Source organism: Halomonas sp. AOP7-B1-5, from assembly GCF_052353045.1.
In the GTDB taxonomy this organism is placed as follows: domain Bacteria; phylum Pseudomonadota; class Gammaproteobacteria; order Pseudomonadales; family Halomonadaceae; genus Vreelandella; species Vreelandella colorata.
On sequence record NZ_JBQTDC010000052.1, the window covers coordinates 1 to 19,557 of the forward strand.

The 19,557-nt window shown below is 53.2% G+C and carries 15 protein-coding genes and 1 pseudogene; 10 read left to right on the forward strand and 6 right to left on the reverse strand.

Annotation, left to right across the window (positions count from 1 at the left end; all coding sequences use genetic code 11):
• Positions 1-747 (forward strand): M48 family metalloprotease (locus tag ACT3XD_RS17740; protein ID WP_444280624.1); only part of this gene is annotated, 747 nt, incomplete at its 5' end.
• A 236-nt stretch (positions 748-983) separates the two neighbouring features.
• On the opposite strand, the gene speG is transcribed toward ACT3XD_RS17740, so the two are convergent.
• Together speG and ACT3XD_RS17750 are read right to left on the reverse strand one after the other, a co-directional pair.
• Complete coding sequence (gene speG, locus ACT3XD_RS17745) at positions 984-1,508, reverse strand: spermidine N1-acetyltransferase (RefSeq protein WP_192539509.1); 525 nt, start codon at positions 1,506-1,508, stop codon at positions 984-986.
• A 65-nt stretch (positions 1,509-1,573) separates the two neighbouring features.
• A complete protein-coding gene (locus tag ACT3XD_RS17750) occupies positions 1,574-2,785 on the reverse strand; it encodes an NAD(P)/FAD-dependent oxidoreductase (protein WP_192539508.1) in 1,212 nt (403 codons plus the stop codon).
• An 86-nt stretch (positions 2,786-2,871) separates the two neighbouring features.
• Here ACT3XD_RS17750 and ltaE point away from each other — a divergent pair, with 86 nt between their 5' ends.
• Positions 2,872-3,879 (forward strand): low-specificity L-threonine aldolase, encoded by a 1,008-nt coding sequence (gene ltaE, locus ACT3XD_RS17755; protein ID WP_192539507.1) that lies wholly within the window; start codon positions 2,872-2,874, stop codon positions 3,877-3,879.
• 84 nt (positions 3,880-3,963) lie between these two features.
• On the opposite strand, the gene ACT3XD_RS17760 is transcribed toward ltaE, so the two are convergent.
• From ACT3XD_RS17760 to fhuB, 3 genes are read right to left on the reverse strand one after another with little or no spacing between them, the layout of a single operon-like run.
• The gene (locus tag ACT3XD_RS17760; RefSeq protein WP_192539506.1) at positions 3,964-5,622 is read right to left on the reverse strand and encodes a multidrug ABC transporter permease/ATP-binding protein; all 1,659 of its coding nucleotides are present in this window, start codon (positions 5,620-5,622) and stop codon (positions 3,964-3,966) included.
• Between the two features lie 43 nt (positions 5,623-5,665).
• On the reverse strand, positions 5,666-6,442 hold the full coding sequence (gene fhuF, locus ACT3XD_RS17765; protein ID WP_192539505.1) for a siderophore-iron reductase FhuF: 777 nt from the start codon (positions 6,440-6,442) through the stop codon (positions 5,666-5,668).
• Positions 6,439-8,439 (reverse strand): Fe(3+)-hydroxamate ABC transporter permease FhuB, encoded by a 2,001-nt coding sequence (gene fhuB, locus ACT3XD_RS17770; protein ID WP_192539504.1) that lies wholly within the window; start codon positions 8,437-8,439, stop codon positions 6,439-6,441. The genes fhuF and fhuB overlap by 4 nt, the downstream gene beginning before the upstream one ends.
• Before the next feature lie 175 nt (positions 8,440-8,614).
• Between fhuB and ACT3XD_RS17775 the strand changes: the two genes are divergently transcribed.
• On the forward strand, positions 8,615-9,586 hold the full coding sequence (locus ACT3XD_RS17775) for a siderophore-interacting protein (protein ID WP_192539503.1): 972 nt from the start codon (positions 8,615-8,617) through the stop codon (positions 9,584-9,586).
• A gap of 4 nt (positions 9,587-9,590) precedes the next feature.
• Complete coding sequence (locus tag ACT3XD_RS17780) at positions 9,591-10,202, forward strand: cytochrome b (RefSeq protein WP_225736306.1); 612 nt, start codon at positions 9,591-9,593, stop codon at positions 10,200-10,202.
• On the opposite strand, the gene ACT3XD_RS17785 is transcribed toward ACT3XD_RS17780, so the two are convergent.
• Positions 10,188-11,843, reverse strand: coding sequence for a cyclic peptide export ABC transporter (locus tag ACT3XD_RS17785; protein WP_192539501.1), 1,656 nt, complete (start codon positions 11,841-11,843; stop codon positions 10,188-10,190). The two genes, ACT3XD_RS17780 and ACT3XD_RS17785, sit on opposite strands and share 15 nt — an antisense overlap.
• Before the next feature lie 210 nt (positions 11,844-12,053).
• Here ACT3XD_RS17785 and ACT3XD_RS17790 point away from each other — a divergent pair, with 210 nt between their 5' ends.
• From ACT3XD_RS17790 to ACT3XD_RS17815, 6 genes and pseudogenes are all read left to right on the forward strand, one after another.
• A complete protein-coding gene (locus ACT3XD_RS17790) occupies positions 12,054-13,166 on the forward strand; it encodes a GNAT family N-acetyltransferase (protein ID WP_192539500.1) in 1,113 nt (370 codons plus the stop codon).
• Between the two features lie 23 nt (positions 13,167-13,189).
• Positions 13,190-14,485 carry a lysine N(6)-hydroxylase/L-ornithine N(5)-oxygenase family protein gene (locus tag ACT3XD_RS17795; RefSeq protein WP_192539499.1) on the forward strand — a complete coding sequence of 432 codons (1,296 nt, stop codon included), beginning with the start codon at positions 13,190-13,192 and terminating at the stop codon, positions 14,483-14,485.
• A gap of 65 nt (positions 14,486-14,550) precedes the next feature.
• Complete coding sequence (locus ACT3XD_RS17800) at positions 14,551-15,495, forward strand: alpha/beta hydrolase (RefSeq protein WP_192539498.1); 945 nt, start codon at positions 14,551-14,553, stop codon at positions 15,493-15,495.
• Positions 15,496-15,665: 170 nt separating this feature from the next.
• The gene (locus ACT3XD_RS17805) at positions 15,666-16,565 is read left to right on the forward strand and encodes an ABC transporter substrate-binding protein (RefSeq protein WP_192539497.1); all 900 of its coding nucleotides are present in this window, start codon (positions 15,666-15,668) and stop codon (positions 16,563-16,565) included.
• A gap of 629 nt (positions 16,566-17,194) precedes the next feature.
• Positions 17,195-17,728 (forward strand): annotated as a pseudogene (locus tag ACT3XD_RS17810) (TonB-dependent receptor plug domain-containing protein); the annotation flags it as partial.
• Positions 17,729-17,925: 197 nt separating this feature from the next.
• Positions 17,926-19,431, forward strand: a complete 1,506-nt coding sequence (locus ACT3XD_RS17815) for a TonB-dependent siderophore receptor (RefSeq protein WP_192539496.1) — start codon at positions 17,926-17,928, stop codon at positions 19,429-19,431.
• Positions 19,432-19,557: the final 126 nt, after the last annotated feature.

Genomic DNA, 19,557 nt, shown 5'->3' on the forward strand with positions numbered 1-19,557 from the left:
CTAGGGCGTAAAACATTTTGTGCTTTAAGTTTAGCGGCAACATTTGCTATTAGCGGCTGCCAATCAGGCGCTGATTTTGGCGGTCTTGTATCAGCGGGCACCAATATGGCGGGCGCCGCCATGATGTCAGACCAGCAAATACAGCAAATGGGTGATCAAACCATTGCCCAACTTGATAATGAAAACCAGCTTGTTGCCACTAACAGCCCGTATGCCGAGCGTTTGCAAAATCTGACTCAAGGCTGGGAAGTTGTTGAAGGCCATACGCTCGATTTTAACGTTTATCAGGTCTCCGAAATTAATGCGTTTGCAGTGCCCAATGGTTCCATCCGGTTATACAGTGGGTTAATGGACGAAATGACCGACGATGAGGTGCGTTACGTTATTGCTCATGAAATAGGCCATGTCGCTTTAGGACACTCCAAGCGGGCTTTCCAGGTCGCTTACGCTGCGTCTGCGGCACGTGAAGCTGCGGCTTCAAGCGGCAGCAGCACCGCCGCCGTCCTATCTACTTCTGAACTTGGCGATTTAGGAGAAAAGCTTATTAATGCCCAGTTCTCTCAGCGTCAGGAAAATGAAGCTGATGACTATGCCATTGAGCTTCTACAGGAGCATAATATGGATGCTGAGGCCTCAATCACTGCGCTGCGCAAACTTGAAGCCAAATATGGTAATAATAGTAGCTTCTTTTCTAGCCACCCAGCCGCTGGCGATCGTGCGAGTCGCTTAGAAACCACGCTTAATTAAGCAATCGTTTATTTACTCCTGCCAGATAGCCACGATGCTGATGGCAGGAGTACTGCTTTATGATGTATAACACCTCAATTAAAAAATCGTTTAATCAACTCGCATACCGATCTAAAAAACCAACACGACTTAATAATTGACATTCTCTTCACATTTAATGCTTTATATTAATTTATAAAATTTCATTATCATATATTTAAAAAGCACTTTCACACTACTTTACTGCTCCTCTCTTACTATTCCTCCAACTGCGTCAAATAAGTATCCTGCAGAATATACATGCGCTTTACATCGCGGTATTTGCCATTGATAAAGAACTCCTGAACCAAGTGTCCTTCTTCGATAAACCCGCTCTCTTCGTAAAGGTGGATTGCTTTGACATTTTCCACTGCCACAATTAAAAACACCTTATGAATATTTAAAATAGTAAAGGAATAATGCAAGGCTTGACGGATCAGTGAGCGAGCAAAGCCTTTTCCTTGATGGTCTGGCGTAATAATGATTTGAAATTCAGCGCTACGATGGATGTAGTCGATTTCAATCAGCTCCACCAACCCAATAGCCACACCGGCACTATCTTCGGCTACAAAGCGTCGCTCGGCATTGTCATGAATATGCTTATTATAAAGCTCTTCTAGCTCATCAAACGACTCGTATGGCTCCTCAAACCAGTAAGACATAATGCTTTGATTATTATTTAACTCATGCACGAAACGTAGGTCACTACGTTCCAGCGCACGTAAAAAAAGTAGATGGCTCATGGATACTGCTCTCATCGTGTAGTGGTTATTGACTGTCGTAATAACTCAAATAGCCACAACGTGGTTTAAACATGGCGTTTAAAAGAAAATAGCTCGGCTAAAGGATGCTCTTTCCCCTCAATTAACGCACGCAATAATTTTGCGCCGATCATGCTGTAGCTAATGCCGTTGCCGCCATAAGCCATGGCAAAATGCACGTTGGGTCCATGGGCATCGTGAGGGCCAAAATAAGGCAGTCCGTCGCTTGTTTCAGCAAACGTGCCCGCCCAGCTAAAAGTAGGATTAATTGTTAATGACGGCCAAAGTGCCTTTACCTTATCAGCCAGCCCTTGGGCTTTTTCCAGTACCCGGTCATCGCGGCGATTGGGGATATCCTGCTCGTCATCATCCCCACCCACCAGCAGGCGCCCATTTTGAGTGGTACGCAGATAAAGATACGGCCGCGCCGATTCCCAGACTAGCGTATGTTGTAGCTCACCCAGCATTTCAGGCGTCAGCGGGTCGGTAATAAACGCATAGCTGCTGCGATTTTTCGCCACGGGTTCAGGCAGCCACGCCTGGGACTCATAGCCTGCAGCAACCACTACCTGCTGACAGGTGAGCGTTGCGCCATTAGTTAGCGTAAGCGCTATATGCTGGTCATGCTGGGTCATGCGCTCAACCTGGGTACGGTCATACACCTCGCTGTCCCGTGTGGCTATCTTGCTAAACAGCTGATAGGCCATTCGATAAGGATCCATGCTTGCCGCAAGCTCCGTTAAAATAGCCCCAGGCGCGTCGAAACCATAGCGTTCTATAAGCGCTGCTCGCTCCAGCCAGCTGGCCTCAAAGCCGTTTTTATTACGTAGCAGCAGCTCCGCTTTTAAAGATGCGACGTCGTCTTCGTTGCTTGCAAAATAGAGGCTTTTTTGGCGCTCAAACTCTACGTCTTCCAGCCCAAGCGCCAAGGCCTCAAGCTCAAGAATCGACTCGGCACAGGCGCGATAGGCAAGTACCGCATTCGCCTCACCGTAACGCTCGGCAAGCTCGCTCATATGAGTATCAATTTCATACTGCAACAGCGCGGTACTCGCCGCCGTACTCCCCCAGCCGATGTCTCGACGCTCGAGTACCACCACGTGGTGGCCATGCTGACTTAGCTCATTGGCAATCAGTGCTCCGGTAATCCCGCCACCAATCACCGCTACGTCACATTGATGGTCATGGGTTAGCTGTGGGAAAGTAGCCAACAAACCATTTTTTACTGCCCAAAACGGATAGCCGCTTTTAAGATCCATCTTCTTCCCTTTACAGAGTGTGGTATCGATAGCTTTAACAATAGTTGCTTGTCGTAGAAATCACTTATTTATAAAAGGAACATTTCATGATTGATTTACGTAGCGATACGGTAACTCGCCCGTCCCCGGCCATGCTGGAAGCCATGATGAGTGCACAGGTAGGCGACGATGTTTGGGGTGATGACCCGACGGTAAATGCGTTTCAGAAAAACCTGGCAGCGATCACCGGCAAGCAGGCGGCGCTGCTTTTCCCCAGCGGCACACAGAGCAATCTAGTCGGCCTGATGGCCCACTGCGAACGCGGTGATGAGTATATCGTGGGCCAATCCGCTCACACCTATCGTTACGAGGGGGGTGGCGCCGCCGTGCTGGGCAGCATTCAGCCGCAGCCCATTGAGAACGCCAGCGACGGCAGCCTACCACTGGAAAAAATCAGCGCGGCGATTAAAGCCGATGATTTTCACTTTGCCCGCACGCGCCTTTTAACACTGGAAAACACCATTGGCGGCAAGGTGCTGCCTGAAGATTACGTGCGCCAGGCAACCGAATTTGCCCGCTCGCGCGGTTTATCAACGCATCTGGATGGCGCACGCCTGTTTAACGCCGCGGTGGCGTCTCAAGCGTCGTTGGAACAGCTTTGCACGCCGTTCGACAGTGTCTCACTATGCTTTTCAAAAGGAATGGGAACGCCCATTGGCTCTGCCCTGGTAGGCTCTCAGGCGTTTATCGAACGCGCCCGGCGCTGGCGCAAAGTTGTGGGTGGCGGTATGCGCCAGGCAGGAATTATTGCGGCGGCATGCCAGTATGCTTTGGATCATCATATGGATGACTTGGCAAAAGATCATCAGCGTGCCACACGTTTAGCACAAGGTTTGGCCGCGCTACCGGGCGTCGAGATTACCTCTCAAGCCACCAATATGGTGTTTGTAAGCATTCCAGACGAACACGTAGCGCCTCTTTCAACCTGGCTTAAAGGGCACGGCATTTTAATTGAGCTTTTATATGCCACGCGCCTTGTCGTTCACCGTGATATTGACGATGCCGATATCGATAAAGTGCTTGAGGTGATGGAGGCGTATTTTAAACAGCAGTAGGTGGCTGATCACTTAGAGTAGCGAGGCTTGTAAAACAAAATCCTTGCCCCCTTAAACCATGATATTTCAGCCTCACTTACCCGCTTACCCGCTTACCTGGGCCACTGCATCGCGGCTGGCCGCTTCTCGCTGCTCACCGGTAAGCTCTACCAACTGCCCCTGGCGCATTTCCAGCAGGCGGTCAGCTTGATCGAAGTAGTGATCGTCATGGCTGATGACGACTACTGTCTTTCCCAGCGCCTTAAGCTTCGGCAATAGCTCACGGTAAAAAACGCGGCGGAATTGGGGGTCTTGGTCGGCGGCCCACTCGTCAAGCAGCAGCAGGTCGCGTTGTTCAGCGACTGCCAGCAGCATCGCCAGACGCTTGCGCTGCCCCTGAGAGAGATTGATATTGGTGATACGGCCGCCGTCGAAATCGAGTTTGCTATGCATGCCCAGTGCGGCAAGCCACTCTTCCATCAGCGCCGGGTCAGGTGACTCGCCAGCTGGCCCCATCAGGCGGTCAAACAGATGCAGGTCGGTGTAAATCGCCGAGAAGTGCTGGCGATAGCGCGTCCAGTCGTCCTCCTCCAGCGGCCTTCCATCAACCTGTACACAGCCGCTTTGGGGCTGATAAAGCCCGGTAAGCAGCCTCGCCAACGTCGATTTTCCACTGCCGTTACCGCCGATCAGGAACACCACCTCGCCTCGTCTCAAGGTCAGGTCGATAGGGCCGATAGCAAAGCCCGGCCGGGATTCTTCATCTGGATAACGATAACTAACTTGCTTCAGGATCAGCGCTTGCCAGTCATGACGCAACGCAGAGTGCCCGAATGCCTCACGATGCTCGGCCAAGTCTAAACTGCTGATCTTTTCGAATGCCACACGAGCGTTAATCAGCGTCGGAAAAGCACCGATCGCTTGGATAAGCGGCGCGCGTAAAAACAGCAGCGTAAGTGAAAAGGTAGTGGCGACCTGTACCGATGCCCATCCCAAACCGTTGGCCAAAAAGAACGCCACACCAATGGCCCCGAGCATCATGATGTTGAACCAGTTCACCGCGCTTAGATGGTAGGTATCTCCAAGAATAAAATGGCGCCGACAATCCTTTGCGTTAGGCGTATAGACATCTCGATACAGCCATTCGGCGCGGTCGCGGTTGAGCGCCAGCTCTTTGCGCCCCTCAATAACCGCCTGATAATCCGCATAGAGACGATCCTGTATCTCGCGAAGTTTGGCCATATGCCCATAGACACGAGCCACCAGGCGTATGCCAATTAAAACCGTCACGATCACCCAAAGCGCGGTGACGCCCAGCATGGTAGGCGAAAGCCATGCCAAGTAAAGCGTAGCACCTACCGTCAGCACCCCGCCCTGCACCAGTTCCGGCAAGCGTATAAACGCAACGGTCACTGAGCTTACGTCGGTGGAGAGACTCGCTAACAAACGCGCACTGCCAATCTGCTCGGCGCGCTCAATGCTGGTATCCAGTATTCGCTTAACCAACTGCCCCCGCAGCCGGTAGACGAAATGATGGCCCAGCGTGGTCAGCGCCAATTGTGACGCCAGGGTAATAACCAGTAATAATGCTATCAGCCCCAGAAACTCAGGCAGAATGCGCCAGGGGTCGGCGAACGAGCCCAGCAATCGTTGATTAATAAAAGCGATGACACCAATACCCAGGCCAGCGCTTGTCAAACTAAGAAGCACTACACCGACAAACGGCCAGCGGTAATCACGCCATACAATCCTCAATAGCTCCATGCAATAGATCTCCTGGCGATTCAAAAGGTGGGATGGCGCACCGCTAGCGCTGGCGCTTAGCCGGACGATTTTCAGGTTTCAGCGGGCAGCCGCCGCACAGTGGCTCCCCAGGTAACCGATACTTGATACAGCACAGCCGCCGCACGCGAGCAGGCGTTTCTCCGCCGAGTTCCAGGTAGCGCACCGGCTGGTAAAGCGTGTTGCGCCGCCCGTTTGCTAATGTCTGGGTAGCAAGATAATCCAGCAGTGGCTCACCAGCGCCGATAAACGCAGGATGCTGTGAGCAGGTTCTGCCCACAAATTCCACATAATGGCCGAGATTGCTCCAGAACACCTTGGCAGAAAGCCCAGAGACCTCGGCCAGCGCGTCAATAAGCGGCGCACAGTGGTCATCGAATAGACGGCTGAAGCGCGCCTGGAGTGCGTTAGAAGCCAACGGTTCGCCACCGTGAGGCAGCCAGACACGCGTTGTCAGGCCGTGATCATCCAATGCCAGCCGTAACTCATCCCCACCCACCGGCAAGTCGTAGCCCAACAACAAATTGGCCACCAGAGTCGGAATTGAGACGCTGCCGAAATGAAATTTCGACCACAGCGAAGCGACTGCCAGAAAGTCGGCATCGTCACCGTGGTATCGGCGATAACGGGCCAACTGCGCGTTTAGCACCTCCCGATCCAGCAGTTCCGAGGCTCCCAGCGTAGGAACATCAGGCCGACCAAAGCAGGGCGCTTTTAAGTTATTCAACGGCGGCTGACGGTAGAGCGCCAGCAACGCGTCTGCTGGGTTCACGACCGATAGCGCACTCGCTGCCTCTCTCATAGCCGCCGCAGCCCCCACATGAAGTAGGCACCGCCAATCAACGAAGCAACCAATCCTGCAGGAATCTCATAGGGAAAAATAATCTGACGCCCCACCCAATCGGCCAGCACCATCAGCAGCATACCGATTAACGCCGCTCCCAGCAGATGCTGTCTAGCCTTGGAGAAGCCCACCAAACGCGCCATATGCGGTGCCAGCAGGCCAATAAACGAAAGCGGCCCCACCACCAACGTGGCACAGGCGGTTAGCAGCGCCACCAATAACAGCAGGGCCAAACGGGCCCGATTGAGCGACACTCCAAGAGCCTTCGCCGTTGGTGCGCCTAATGGCAGGATATCCAGCCAGCGAGTGAAGGGCAGCGTAACCAACGCCAGCACGGCTGCAATACCCCCTACGACTATCGCATTGGTAACATCCACGTAATACGTAGAACCCGCAAGCCAAGCAATCACCTGCTGACCTCTAGGGTCGCCACCCGCCAGCATCACGCTGCGCACTGCATCAAACAGAGCACTGACCGCCACCCCGGTAAGCAGCAAACGTTCGGGGAGATAACCACTCTTGCGATTAATACCCACCAACACCAGCAGCGTCGCGAAAGCCCCTAGGGTACCCACGACAATCAACATCATATTGGTGGGTGCAGGTAGCAGGAAAATTCCCAGTATCAGCGCAATGGCACAGCCACCGCTAATCCCTAATACTTCGGGACTGGCCATCGGGTTAGCGGAAAGGCGCTGAAGAATCGTGCCCGCAATTGCCAACATTAACCCACTAGCCGCGGCCGCCATCACGCGGGGCATGCGCCACTGCATGACATTCCAGTTATTGGGCGCCAGCCAATACCAGCCGTCTACGCCCTGCCCAAACAGCAAGCCAAGAACCGTTGCACCCAGTAACGCCAGCAGTAATCCGGTGGCTAAACGTGACGGCGCAGGATGACGATGTGCAAAAACCCCGGCCCCTTTCGGCGGCTGGTCGCCCTGAAGTTTTAGGCGTGGAATCAGCCACATTAAAAGAGGTGCTCCCAAAGCACCGGTAATCGCCCCGGTGGGAATAAAGGCTGCAGCCATACCAGAGAACTGCTGCAGCAACAGATCAGTGGTGGCCAACAACACGGCTCCCAACAACGTCGACCAAAGCAACCTCGCACCTAAGCGTCGCGCGCCGGCCATGCGTACAATATTGGGCGCTGCCAGGCCGATAAAGCCGATGATGCCCACCACGCTAACAATGCTGCCGGTAATAAATACCGCCAACCCCATTCCTGCAAAGCGTAAATAGGCAAGTGAGACGCCCAGGCTCTTGGCGCTCGCATCATCAAGTTCCAGCACCGCCAAAGGGCGCAGCAAAAACCACGCGGCCACGCAGCTAATCGCCAGCCGGGGCCAGAGTACCGCAACCCCGTCCCAACCATTTTGCGCCAGCGATCCCGCGCCCCAGATAAGTAGTCCCGAGAGCGCCTCGTGGTTAAACAATAACAGTGCCGTAGAGAGCGCCCCCAAGTACAGATTGACCACCAAGCCCGCCAGCACCACCACGATCGGCGCCAACCCACGCCGCCAGGAGAGCAGAAACACTAATCCAACCGCTAGCGCACCGCCCAATAAGGCGACCCATTCGCGCCCGGCGACAAGCAGCCCCGGCGCCAGCAAGGTGGCGGTCATCAACGCCAGGTTAGCGCCCGATGCCACCCCTAGGGTGGTGGGCGAAGCCAACGGGTTGCGCAGCACCTGCTGCATGAGCACGCCTGCCAACCCCAAGCCGCCCCCAGCGAGCAGGGCGATAGAGAGGCGCGGCCACCAAGCGTAGTAAAGCAGCAGCTCGTCAACGTTCTCAAAAGAAGGGGCTACTAATGCCTGTAAGCCCCGTGCAAAACCGCCTTGGCCTTGCAGCTCCACCCAAAACAGCACCACCATTGGCAGACTAAGCAATAAGCAGGCTTTAGCGGGCGACATCGTCCCCATTCTCTGGGCAAATTGTCCGGCGCCTAACATAGCGAATACTCTTTTTTGTTAGACGAACATAACGCCATGCGGGGCGCGATAAGCAACAGCGTCATTTTATTAGCCTTAAAAGTATCTGAAAGTAGGTAATGGAATGATTAATAAGGATTCTAAATGATAACGATTAGCACTACAATTGGCGCCTTTATTAAAGGAGACAGTTACCATGGCGGCCAAGCAAAGCTACCAGCTTTTTGATATCACTCTCGCTCGGCGTACCCAGGTCAGCGCCTCGTTAGTTAAATTCACATTTACTGGCCCTGATGTCCGTCAAATGGCGACCTACGCACCAGATCAACGCGTCAAGCTGTTCTTTCCTGAAGGCGGCGGCAATCTCGACCCGTTGTTCGAGATTGCCAAGCTGGAAGAGCACGATTGGTACGGCGCCTACCGTGCATTGCCGGATAACCACCGCCCCTCTGCGCGCACCTACACCATTCGCGCCCTACGCTCAGAGCAGGCTGAGGTGGATATAGAGTTTGTACTCCATGGCGATAACGGCCCTGCATCGCGCTGGGCAATGTACGCCCGTCCAGGTGATCGCCTTGCCATGACGGCCCCAGCCGCCAATGCGGAAGGTCCAAAACAGGGTTACGAGTGGAAGCCACCCCAAGGTGTGCGCCGTATTCTTATCATCGCTGATGAAACCGCTCTTCCCGCCGCGGCAGGCATTCTGGAAACCCTTGATGGCTTACCCCTAAAACCCAAGGTCGAAGCCCTTCTCGAAGTCCCCCATAGAGATGATGTCCAGCCGCTTCCCCAAGCCGCCAAGCTGCACTGGCTGGCCCGCGATGCCGAGCCCGGATGCCAGCATGGTGAGCTACTGATGAGAGCGCTGCGCGATATCGATTTGCAGCAAGAGATTGTTGCACTAGGGGGCACTCCTTTAACCGCGAGCAGCGGCTGCGAGAATGAAGGCAGTGAAGGAGCACCCAGCCATGATGAACTAGACCAGGATGAAAATGCCCCGCTCTGGGAACCCGCCACCCTGGACGACAGTGCACCCTTCTACACCTGGATCGCCGCTGAAACCAAGGTCGCCATGAAGCTGCGTCGCTATTTGGTCAACGAGTGTGGGCTCCCTAAGCAGTACGTTACCAGCATGGGCTACTGGCGCCAGGGCAAAGCCAATGGTTAAGGGAATGGCAAACAACACGACATTGAGCAATGACCACATAAGTTCATCAGCTCATGCGTCTTTGCGCTGGCGAGACAGCCCAAACCGCTATGGGCGGGTCAGCCGGGCACTGCATTGGCTAACCGCAGCCCTAGTCACACTGCAATTTACCGTTTTGTTGGCGTGGCGAGGAATAGGCGAAAGCAGTATCACGCTTCTCTTAGCGAGTATCGGGCCCCACGGTTCATTAGGCTTTCTAATGCTGACCGTCACCCTGGCCCGGCTTGGCTGGGCATGGCTTAACCGCAAGCAGCGCCCGCCACAAGCGCCAGGGCTGGGTGGGCACATGGCGCGCGTCGTCCATGTCACATTTTATGGGCTGTTATTGTGGCTGCCCGCTTTCGCTATTTTGCGCCAATATGGGCGCGGCGGAGCGCTGCGCTTTTATGGCCTGGAACTACTACCAGAAGCCGAGCGCGACATCATCTGGATGATCGCCCCCGCCGATCTTCTCCACGGCCCGCTCTCATGGCTACTATTAGGATTAGTCATCGGCCACATCGCGATAGCGCTGATTCACCGCTTTTGGCTCAAGGATAAGGTTTTGGCACGTATGGCTGGCTCAAATGACCGGTGAGTGGGCCGCTTTCGGCTCTCTGACAGCCTCAGGCACGGCAGCCAACAACTTACCGCTTTCTAGCCGCACCAACCGATCCGCGAGGTGGAAATAGCGGTCATCGTGGGTGATGACCAGCACTGCCTTGCCCATGCGTTTTAGCTCGGGCAATACCTCGCAGTAAAACACCTCTTTGAATAACGGATCCTGATCCGCCGCCCACTCGTCAAACACCAAGAAAGGCCGATCCTCAAGGTAGGCCACGACAAGCGCCAAGCGCTTACGTTGCCCCTGAGAGAGTGCTTGGGTGGTGAACGCACCGTTTTCAACCCGCACCTTGTGCTGCAGGTGCAACTTGGCCAGCAGGCGATTACCCTCCTCGTCCAAGCCTTCCCGCGGCGCTTCTAACAGGCGCTCAAAGAGATGGAAGTCCGAGAACACCACCGAGAAGAGCTGCCGGTAGGCATCCCAACTATCCGCCTCGACACGTTCGCCATTGAGCAACACCTCGCCACCTTCCGGCGGGTAAAGCCCCACTACCACTTTGGCCAGCGTGGTCTTACCGCTACCGTTGCCCCCCACCAGAAACACCACTTCCCCCGGCGTAAAGCTCAGATCAATCGGCCCCAACTCAAAGAAGTCATCGCTCTGCTCGTGGTAGTACTGATGGGTGACTTCGCGCAACTCAAGATGCTGCAAAGCAGGCACCTGGGTAGTCTGGGTAGTCGCTTGTCTCTCCTGCCCCTGGGGCATCTCGCGTGTGATGTCATCAATTCGACTAGCAGCTACCCGCGCCATATTGATCCGCGGGATATTGATCAGCAAGCCTTCAAGGGGGGTCACCATAAACACAAACACCAGGGCAAATCCGGTCATTACCTGGGTTTGGTTAGGCCCATCGCCCGCCAACACAAACAGCACCAGACCGATAAAGGCGTACATCAGGAACTGCCCCCAACTGGTCGAGATCACGAACAGCGACATGCCATAGGTACGCAGCCGCCGCACGCCTTCAACCGACTCCCCCAATATCTGATCCATAAAGACCCGGCTCTTGCGTTGGTGTAGCCGCAACTCTTTTGCACCATCGGTCAGCGCGCGGAAATGTCCAAACAAGCGATCCTGCTCTGACGAGGCATCCTGGAGGTAATGAATAGCGCGTAAGTGCACCAGATGGTAGCCGACAGCGCCCAGCCCAATCACCCCAAGTGCAAATAAAAACACCTGCCATGAGAGCATTGCCAGGTAGCCCAAGCACCCCACCACGATAACCGTATTGGTCAAAATCACCGGCAAGCTAACGAACAGTACCGCCACATTGTTGCTGTGCTCGGTGAGCGCCGACTGGATCCGCGCGCTACCAACACGCTCGAACCGAGCAAAGGGGGTCTCGGCCACGCACTGGGCGACAAAACTGCGCAACTCGGCCAGAGCACGCTGCCCCAACCGCTCAAACAGCGCCGTCGACACCATCCGACAGACCATTAGGGCCACAGCAATCCCCGCGAAGCCCCAAGCCGCATTGGCACGGCTGGCGGCATCACTGTTTAACGCCGCATTGATTTGGGCAATCAGCAGCACGCTGAAAAGCCCCGAGAGAATGCTGGCCAGCGCAGCAGCGGTCATCAACCCGCGGGTTCGACGAATCAGATAGGGAAGCACATTCACCTCATTGGAAAGCGATTAGAAAAAACGACTGGAAATCGAGACCTATCTCTAATGACGAACCGCTCACGCAAAAAGTTAACCAATATTTATGTAAACAAGCCTCATTCTCATTCGTCTTTAGATAAGGAAGTCAGTAACGCCGCCCTCCGGCGGGGTGATTTTAATTCGTTTCTTTGATTCGTTCTTATTGATAGGAGCTTAGCGGTGTCCAGTTCTATCCAGGCACAACCACAGGTACACGCACCAACTGAAAGCCACGCGGTGGCCTCGCTGCTCTCACGCCCCGAGGGCTACGACTATCAAGTCACCTACGACCTTACCACCCAGTCACTTCACGTGAAGAATGACCAAGAGCAACTGGAATGGGCACTGGTGGATGATAACCACAGCTTGGCGCTGTGCTGGCCGCATCGCTCCGCGCCACCTCGCACGGCATTGCTTGCCGCTATCGAAGGGGCTTTTGCCTTTTACCCGGCCAATGTTGCGCTACGCCTTCAGCTACCTAGTGTTTTGCACGCTAACCTTTGTGCCGCCGGCATCGCGGTTAAAGATAGCCATGGGGAACTCTGGGCCTATGCCGAGTTAATTTGGCAGTTACCCACACTTTGGCTTAACTCGCCCCCCACGCGCCCTTACCCGCAGCAGCCCATATTGGAGAATGGAAAGCGACACCCACGCCGCCCACCGCGCCCCAGTGGCACGGTCTATCAGCGCCATATTCCCTGGCTGGATGCCACCCTGAGCTTTCGAGTGCTTGACCTGGAGCTTGACCTTGAACGCTTCAACCACTGGATGAACGACCCGGTTGTCGCTCACTTCTGGGAAGAGCAGGGTGGTTTGCAACAGCATCGCAAGCGGCTGGAGAGCACGCTCCAGAACCCCAGCGTTGTGCCATTGATCGGCTGTATCGACGGCGAGCCCTTTGGCTATTTTGAGACCTACTGGGCCAAGGAGGATCGCATCGGCGCTTATTACGATGTCGGTGACTTTGACCGCGGCTGGCACGTGCTGATCGGCGAGGCTGCTTTTCGTGGGCAACCCTATGTGGCTGCCTGGATGCCCTCCATCTCGCACTATCTGTTTCTGGATGACTGCCGCACCCAGCGCTTGGTGATCGAGCCCCGCGTGGATAACGCCAAGATGCTGCGCAACCTTGCCCAGTGCGGTTATGCCCATGTGAAGGCGTTCGATTTCCCCCATAAGCGGGCCATGCTCGGTATGCAGCTTCGCGAACACTTTTTTAACGAGCGCAGCTGGATCCCGCTGCCTCCGCACCCTGGGTCTGCGCCACGACCCGACCCACGTTTCACCCCATAAACACGTCAGCCACGAGGACTCTTATGCATATTCACGACTTGATCGGCATCGGCTTCGGCCCCTCCAACATTGCCCTGGCCATTGCGCTTGATGAACAGCGCCAGGTAGGGCAAGCGAAGGATGCCTTGTTTATTGAGCGTCAGCCCTGCTTTGCCTGGCACCCGCATATGCTGCTGGAAAATGCCCATATGCAGATCTCCTTCCTCAAAGACCTGGTCACGCCGCGCAACCCAGGCAGCCGTTTCAGCTTCCTCAATTACCTCCACAGCAAAGGCCGCCTGCAGGACTTTATCAACCTGCAGACCTTCTTCCCCAGCCGCCACGAGTTCAATGACTACCTAAGCTGGACGGCCAGCCACTTTGAACACCAGTGCACCTATGGAGAGGAGGTGTTTGAAGTGCTGCCCGAAACTGATAACGACGAGGTCGCCTACCTCCGCGTGCGTTCACGGGATGAGAGTGGCGCGGTGCAGGAAAGGCTCACCCGTTCATTGGTAATCAGCGTGGGGGGTGCGCCCAATGTGCCTGAATGCTTCGCCGGCCTAAAAAACGACCCTCGGGTCTTCCACTCCAGCCACTACCTCCGGGAGCTGGCGAAGCAAGATGCCCCCAAACGTATCGCGGTTATCGGTGCCGGCCAGAGCGCCGCTGAAATCTTCCTTGATCTGCACAACCGCGAAGGCATTCAGGTGGATTTGATTAGCCGGGCATGGGCCTTTAAACCCTCGGACGATAGCCCCTTTGTCAACGAGATTTTCAATCCCGAATACACCGACTACGTGTTCAACAACCCCACTGGCCAGCGGGAAGCGCTGCTGCAGGAGTACAAAAGCACCAACTACTCGGCACCTGACTTGGCGCTGATTCAGGAAATTTACGATGTGTTCTACCAGCAAAAAGTGACCGGTCAGGCCCGCCACCGCTTCCGCCGTCGCCATGAGGTTATCGGCAGTCAAGCAAGCCCTGAAGGCGTCGAGCTAAACGTGCGTGATTTGGAGACTGGCCATACGGATATCACCCGCTACGACGCCGTGGTGTTAGCCACCGGCTATGTACGCGACACCCATAAACGGCTACTGGCCCCTGTTGCGGGCTACCTGCCTGATTTTGCCGTTAACCGCCACTATCAGCTCTATACCAAGCCTGAGTTTAAACCGGCTATTTTCCTGCAAGGCAGCTGCGAACCCACCCATGGTTTGAGCGATACCCTGCTATCGATTTTGGCGGCACGGACGAGTGAGATTTGTGAAGTACTTAATGAGGCGTTACCAGCAGCCCAGTCAGAGGCATCAACTCCATCACTGGTAAGCACGGACTAACCAAGCACTATCAACGCATGGCCGCTCTCCCAAAGCGGCCCCTAACACCGAGACTTACGCCCATTATGTCCTTACATCCTGATGTCGCCGCTTTCTTAGACCTGATCGCCGATAGCGGCAATCCGCCTTTCCACTCGCTCTCACCAGAACAGGCACGCGCTGCCTACGAGGCATCATCACAGATGCTTGATGAGCCAATAGCTAACGATGCAACGGCACTGAGTATCACCTGCCGAGATGGATATCGCCTTGAACTACGCCACTACCAAGGCGAGGAGTCTTTATCGCCCATCCTGCTCTACTTCCATGGCGGCGGCTACCTACTGGGCAGCCTGGATTCCCACGATTCGCTCTGCCAGAGCATCGCTCAAGCGACTGGTTACACAGTGTTGGCTGTCGACTATCGGTTGGCTCCCGAGCACAAGTTTCCGACAGCGTTTCACGACGCTGAAGATGCCTATTGCTGGCTGCTGAAGCATGGCGAAGAGATGGGGCTCAATACCTCACGTATCGCCGTGGGTGGTGACAGTGTAGGGGGAACCCTAGCCACGGCTCTTTGCATGTCAGCGCGTGATAATGGTTGGCACCCTCCACGCTGCCAGATTTTGCTCTACCCCTGCACCAGCGCCTGGCAGGACAGCGAGTCTCACCGCCGATATGCACAAGGCTACCTGCTAGAAGCAGACACCCTGCAATGGATGTTTGGCCACTATCTAAATAGCGATGAGGAACGCCACGACTGGCGCTTTGCGCCGTTGGAGGCGGCAGAACTCAAAAACCTACCGCCTGCGTTTATCGCCCTGGCCGAACATGATCCCCTGGTCGATGAAGGCATTGCCTACGTGAACCGCTTACAGGAAGCGAACGTGGATACCCAACTGACCATATACCCCGGCATGGTGCACGACTTCGCACGCCTGGGCAGCATCGCCCCCGAAGCCACCGATCAGGTACGCGCGGATATTGCCAAGGCGCTACGGCTCCATCTCCCCAAAAGCCACCAGACCTGATCGATCTATAATATATTGATAAAATTAGATTATTAATTTATTTGTCTTCTGAAAACGTCAGAAGACAATTTATCAATCACTGCTATCCCTCAAAGCTAGGGAAGATCCAAGGAGTAGATAAAGCCAACGATTATCGTTTACACTACGGCGATAGTTGAAAAGGAAATGCAATGTCTAACTTTTTTGCGATCATCCGTCACTCATTCTCATACTTGATAGCCACTTCTTTGATATTTTCCTCATTTATATCATCTAGCCTTTATGCAGCTTCATCGCCCACTACAGCAATAACAGCCTTAGACCTTCCAATCGCAGAGACACTTATCGAGCTAGGAGTATCTCCAGTCATAATTAGCCAGAGGCAGTCTTTCAACTTTTGGACAGGTGGCACCTACGAACTTTCTAAAATTATTGAGGCTGGCTCTCCATTACCAAACATTGAGCTCCTTCAGCAAATCAGGCCAACCCGGACATTACTTGCTCCTTGGCAAAGCAATCTAGAACCTCGACTTGCTTCAGTATCGCCAGTGACTATTGTTGATAGCTACCCCTACTCTGGCGATGGGAATTTGTGGGAACGCCTATTGATCTTCACTTATAGACTTGGCCAGCTAGTAGGGCAGCAGGGAGAGGTTAACCACCTCATCAACCAAACTGATACGCACTTAGATAGTCTGAAAGAGCTCCTTCGCAATGATGGTACGCCGCTTCTTTTCGTCCAGCTCTGGGGGGAAAGACATGTTCGCGTTTTTGGCGAAAACAGCCTGCCACAGGCCGTGTCTCAACGCTTGGGAATTGACAATGCATGGCACGAAACAACAAATCAATGGGGATACTCATTGGTAGGAATTGAAGCCCTATTAGGTATTGATGCAAGACTGGTAATTATTAGCTCTCGTCATCCGACAGATTTCGAAGGTCAACTGACACAAAACTCTATGTGGCAGCATCTCCCCAGTGTTCGGCGTGGTGACTTTATCGTGCTACCTGGTACTTTCTGGTTTGCTGGAGGATTGCCTTCAGCACAACGTTTTGCAGATGCTTTGGTCGAGGCAATCGATGAGCCTTAATTCATAAAATAGCTTCAGCGTCTTGCAGCATCAAAATCGATCGCACTAACGCGAGACCCTGGTGCCAGGATAGTTGTCGCCTGATTGGGCTGCATCTGTTGATACAACACTGAGTATCAGCACAGCCGGATACGCCGTCTCCCCAGGCAAAGCGCCACCAGGGCCTTGATAAGGCTATTCTGCCCAAGCGCCATACCTTGGCTACACAATCGGAACGCTGGTCAGAAGATACGAGATAAGCGGCAACCTGCTGGGCCTGAGTTAGCGCAGAAGGAAGCTGCATAAATGAATGGTCTTCACAAAAATTACGTTGATAAATACCGTCTCTTGAAAGGCTTCAAAAGCTGCTCCTAAGTAGTTTTTCCCTTTAAGCTGCAAGGTCGTTAGCGCAATAATTACTTATTGATTCAAGTCTACTCCTTCATAAAGCTGTCTACGATGGCCTTCAAGCTAGGATATCTGCAAGGCTTGATGCGTATAGGCTGGGGCTACCTCCCCTAATAGACTCTGACAACGAAGTGCAGCCTAATGCTACCTACTCACAGCTTGACAAAAAGGTTCAACAATCATTAAATCTAAATGATAACAATTATATTTCAAATACACATAAAGCAAAGGGTATCATTTCCATGCACAAATCGTCGCTGCAAAAAAGAGCGCTAGCAGTTGCAATTGGCTCCATAAATTGCGCCTTTGTTCTAACGCCACTACTAGCTACTGCACAAGACAGTCCAAGAAGCCCCGAAAGTCCTTCTACCTCACAGAGTAGACTGAACGCTTCGCAAGCACCGTCAAACGATGCGTCAGAGCTGTCTACAGTAACAGTGATCGGAGAAGCTGTTAGAGAAGCAACTACCGAGGGCAGCAATTCTTTTACCACTGATCGCAGCACTATCGGTTTGAGCGAACAGGCCATCAAGAATATTCCGCAGTCTGTCAGTGTATTGACCCGCGAAAGGCTCAACGATCAAAACTTAACCTCTCTCAAAGAGGCGATGGAGCAGACTACTGGCATTAGTGTAATGTCATACGGATCAAATCAGTATCAACTCAGATCCCGCGGCTATGATATTGATTCTCTTATGCTGGATGGAAGCCGTGTTGAAGCACCTTATGGCTCATTATCCAATACGGGCCTCTATGACACGGCTCTCTATGATCGTATTGAGGTTATGCGGGGACCTACGGGAATACTCACGGGTAGCGGCGAACCCAGTGGCACTGTCAACTTGGCACGCAAACGCGCCCGGCGAGATTTCGGCTTCGATATGTCGTTGTCTGCCGGCTCTTGGGACGCCTATCGAAGTACAATTGACGTCACAGGTTCGCTCAACGGAATGGTAGCCTACGCGGCAGGATTGTGGGGGTCTACGATGAACAAGAGTCGTTCGTCGATGAGGTTAATGCACAAAATGCTATTGGCTACGGCACGTTGGAGTACGACTTTACCCCTGATACCACATTATCGGTCGGCGTCGCTAGACAAACAGAGGACTCCCGTCCGCATTCTGGTTTGCCCGTAGCCAGCAACGGCAACTTATTCGATGTTGACCGCTCAACCTATCTCGGTTCGTCATGGGATCGTTCGCACGCAAATGCGACACGCTATTTTGCTGATCTAGAACACTATCTTAATAATGGTGGCTTCTTTAGTTTAAAAGCTAACCAGATCGAAACATATAGAATGAATGTCACAAGCAGTGAAGGTGCTCTAGTGCTTGATGAAGATTCAGGCGATATGTTGACACGTAATAGCTCCTGGTCTAATCGAACTAAGAGTGAATCGCTGGAGGCGAGACTAACGACTCCATTCAATCTATTCGAGGCCGAACATGCTACCACTCTGGGGGCCAGCTACAATAAGAACGACAGCTACACCCCGTATGCTTACGGAGAAGGTGACTATTTTAATCAGCACTCCCTCCAAAACATTTATTCTCCCCACGAACTGCCAGAACCGGATGAATATTCTCTTTATCCTGGATATGTCAGTTCTGACTTGAGGCAAGAGAGCCTGTATGGGCAAGTTAACTGGTCTGTCACACCACGCCTGACACTCGTTACTGGCGGACGCCTTGACTGGTATGACATCACATCAGACCTTGCTGAGGGAGATTGGGGGCGCCATAGAGCTGGCAGTGGTCGCGAATTCACTCCTTATTACGGGGCTATCTATGAAATAACCCCAAGCATTAACTTTTATACAAGCATGTCAAATATCTTTCAGCCGCAAACAGAGATCGAATCTAACGGTGAGATTATTAAACCACGCACAGGAGAACAAATCGAAGCTGGTGTAAAGGGTGGGTCATCCGACGGCGAATTCAATTGGCATCTTGCAGTATTCAATATCGAGGATCAGAACCGAGCCTACACAGACCCCGATAACTCTGCCTTCTCTATCCCGCTTGGAGAGACGCGCAGCCGTGGCTTTGAAGCAGAGATCTCCGGCAGTCCATTACCTCGTTTAGATGTAAGTGCCGGTTACGCATATACAGATACTGAGTATACACGTGATGCAAGTTTGGAGGGAATATCGCTATCACCTGACACGCCACGGCATAATTTCAAACTTTGGACACGTTATTACTTCTCTGACGATGCCAACCGAGGATGGCGTATTGGTGCTGGTGTTAACACTGTCAGCAGTATTTATGCCGAAGATGGCACTAATCGCTGGGAGCAAGGCGGCTACACCTTACTTTCAGCTCAGTTAGGTTATCGCTTCAATGAGAACTTTGATGTTAGCTTTAAGGGGAATAATCTTACTGATGAAAAATATTATTCGACGGTTCGAGCTAACACTAGACACAATTACTATGGAGATCCTCGCAACTTTACATTTAACCTAAATTATAGTTACTGAACTGAAAGGGAGGTCAGGACTATATGACCCCCCAGGTTCATTCTGCACAGGTTTTTCTGTCAATATTATCCAATCTTAGCATCAGCCTTCTGTCCTAATTATTGGCACAGGCCATACCAAAATAAA

Excerpts from the sequence above, each read along its gene's own strand:
- fhuB (WP_192539504.1), bottom strand. The coding sequence starts at position 8,439 with ATGTTAGGCGCCGGACAATTTGCCCAGAGAATGGGGACGATGTCGCCC.
- ACT3XD_RS17795 (WP_192539499.1), top strand. The coding sequence starts at position 13,190 with ATGCATATTCACGACTTGATCGGCATCGGCTTCGGCCCCTCCAACATT.
- ACT3XD_RS17780 (WP_225736306.1), top strand. The coding sequence starts at position 9,591 with ATGGCAAACAACACGACATTGAGCAATGACCACATAAGTTCATCAGCT.
- ACT3XD_RS17775 (WP_192539503.1), top strand. The coding sequence starts at position 8,615 with ATGGCGGCCAAGCAAAGCTACCAGCTTTTTGATATCACTCTCGCTCGG.
- fhuF (WP_192539505.1), bottom strand. The coding sequence starts at position 6,442 with ATGAGAGAGGCAGCGAGTGCGCTATCGGTCGTGAACCCAGCAGACGCG.
- ACT3XD_RS17800 (WP_192539498.1), top strand. The coding sequence starts at position 14,551 with ATGTCCTTACATCCTGATGTCGCCGCTTTCTTAGACCTGATCGCCGAT.
- ACT3XD_RS17760 (WP_192539506.1), bottom strand. The coding sequence starts at position 5,622 with ATGGAGCTATTGAGGATTGTATGGCGTGATTACCGCTGGCCGTTTGTC.
- ACT3XD_RS17805 (WP_192539497.1), top strand. The coding sequence starts at position 15,666 with ATGTCTAACTTTTTTGCGATCATCCGTCACTCATTCTCATACTTGATA.
- ACT3XD_RS17750 (WP_192539508.1), bottom strand. The coding sequence starts at position 2,785 with ATGGATCTTAAAAGCGGCTATCCGTTTTGGGCAGTAAAAAATGGTTTG.
- ltaE (WP_192539507.1), top strand. The coding sequence starts at position 2,872 with ATGATTGATTTACGTAGCGATACGGTAACTCGCCCGTCCCCGGCCATG.
- speG (WP_192539509.1), bottom strand. The coding sequence starts at position 1,508 with ATGAGCCATCTACTTTTTTTACGTGCGCTGGAACGTAGTGACCTACGT.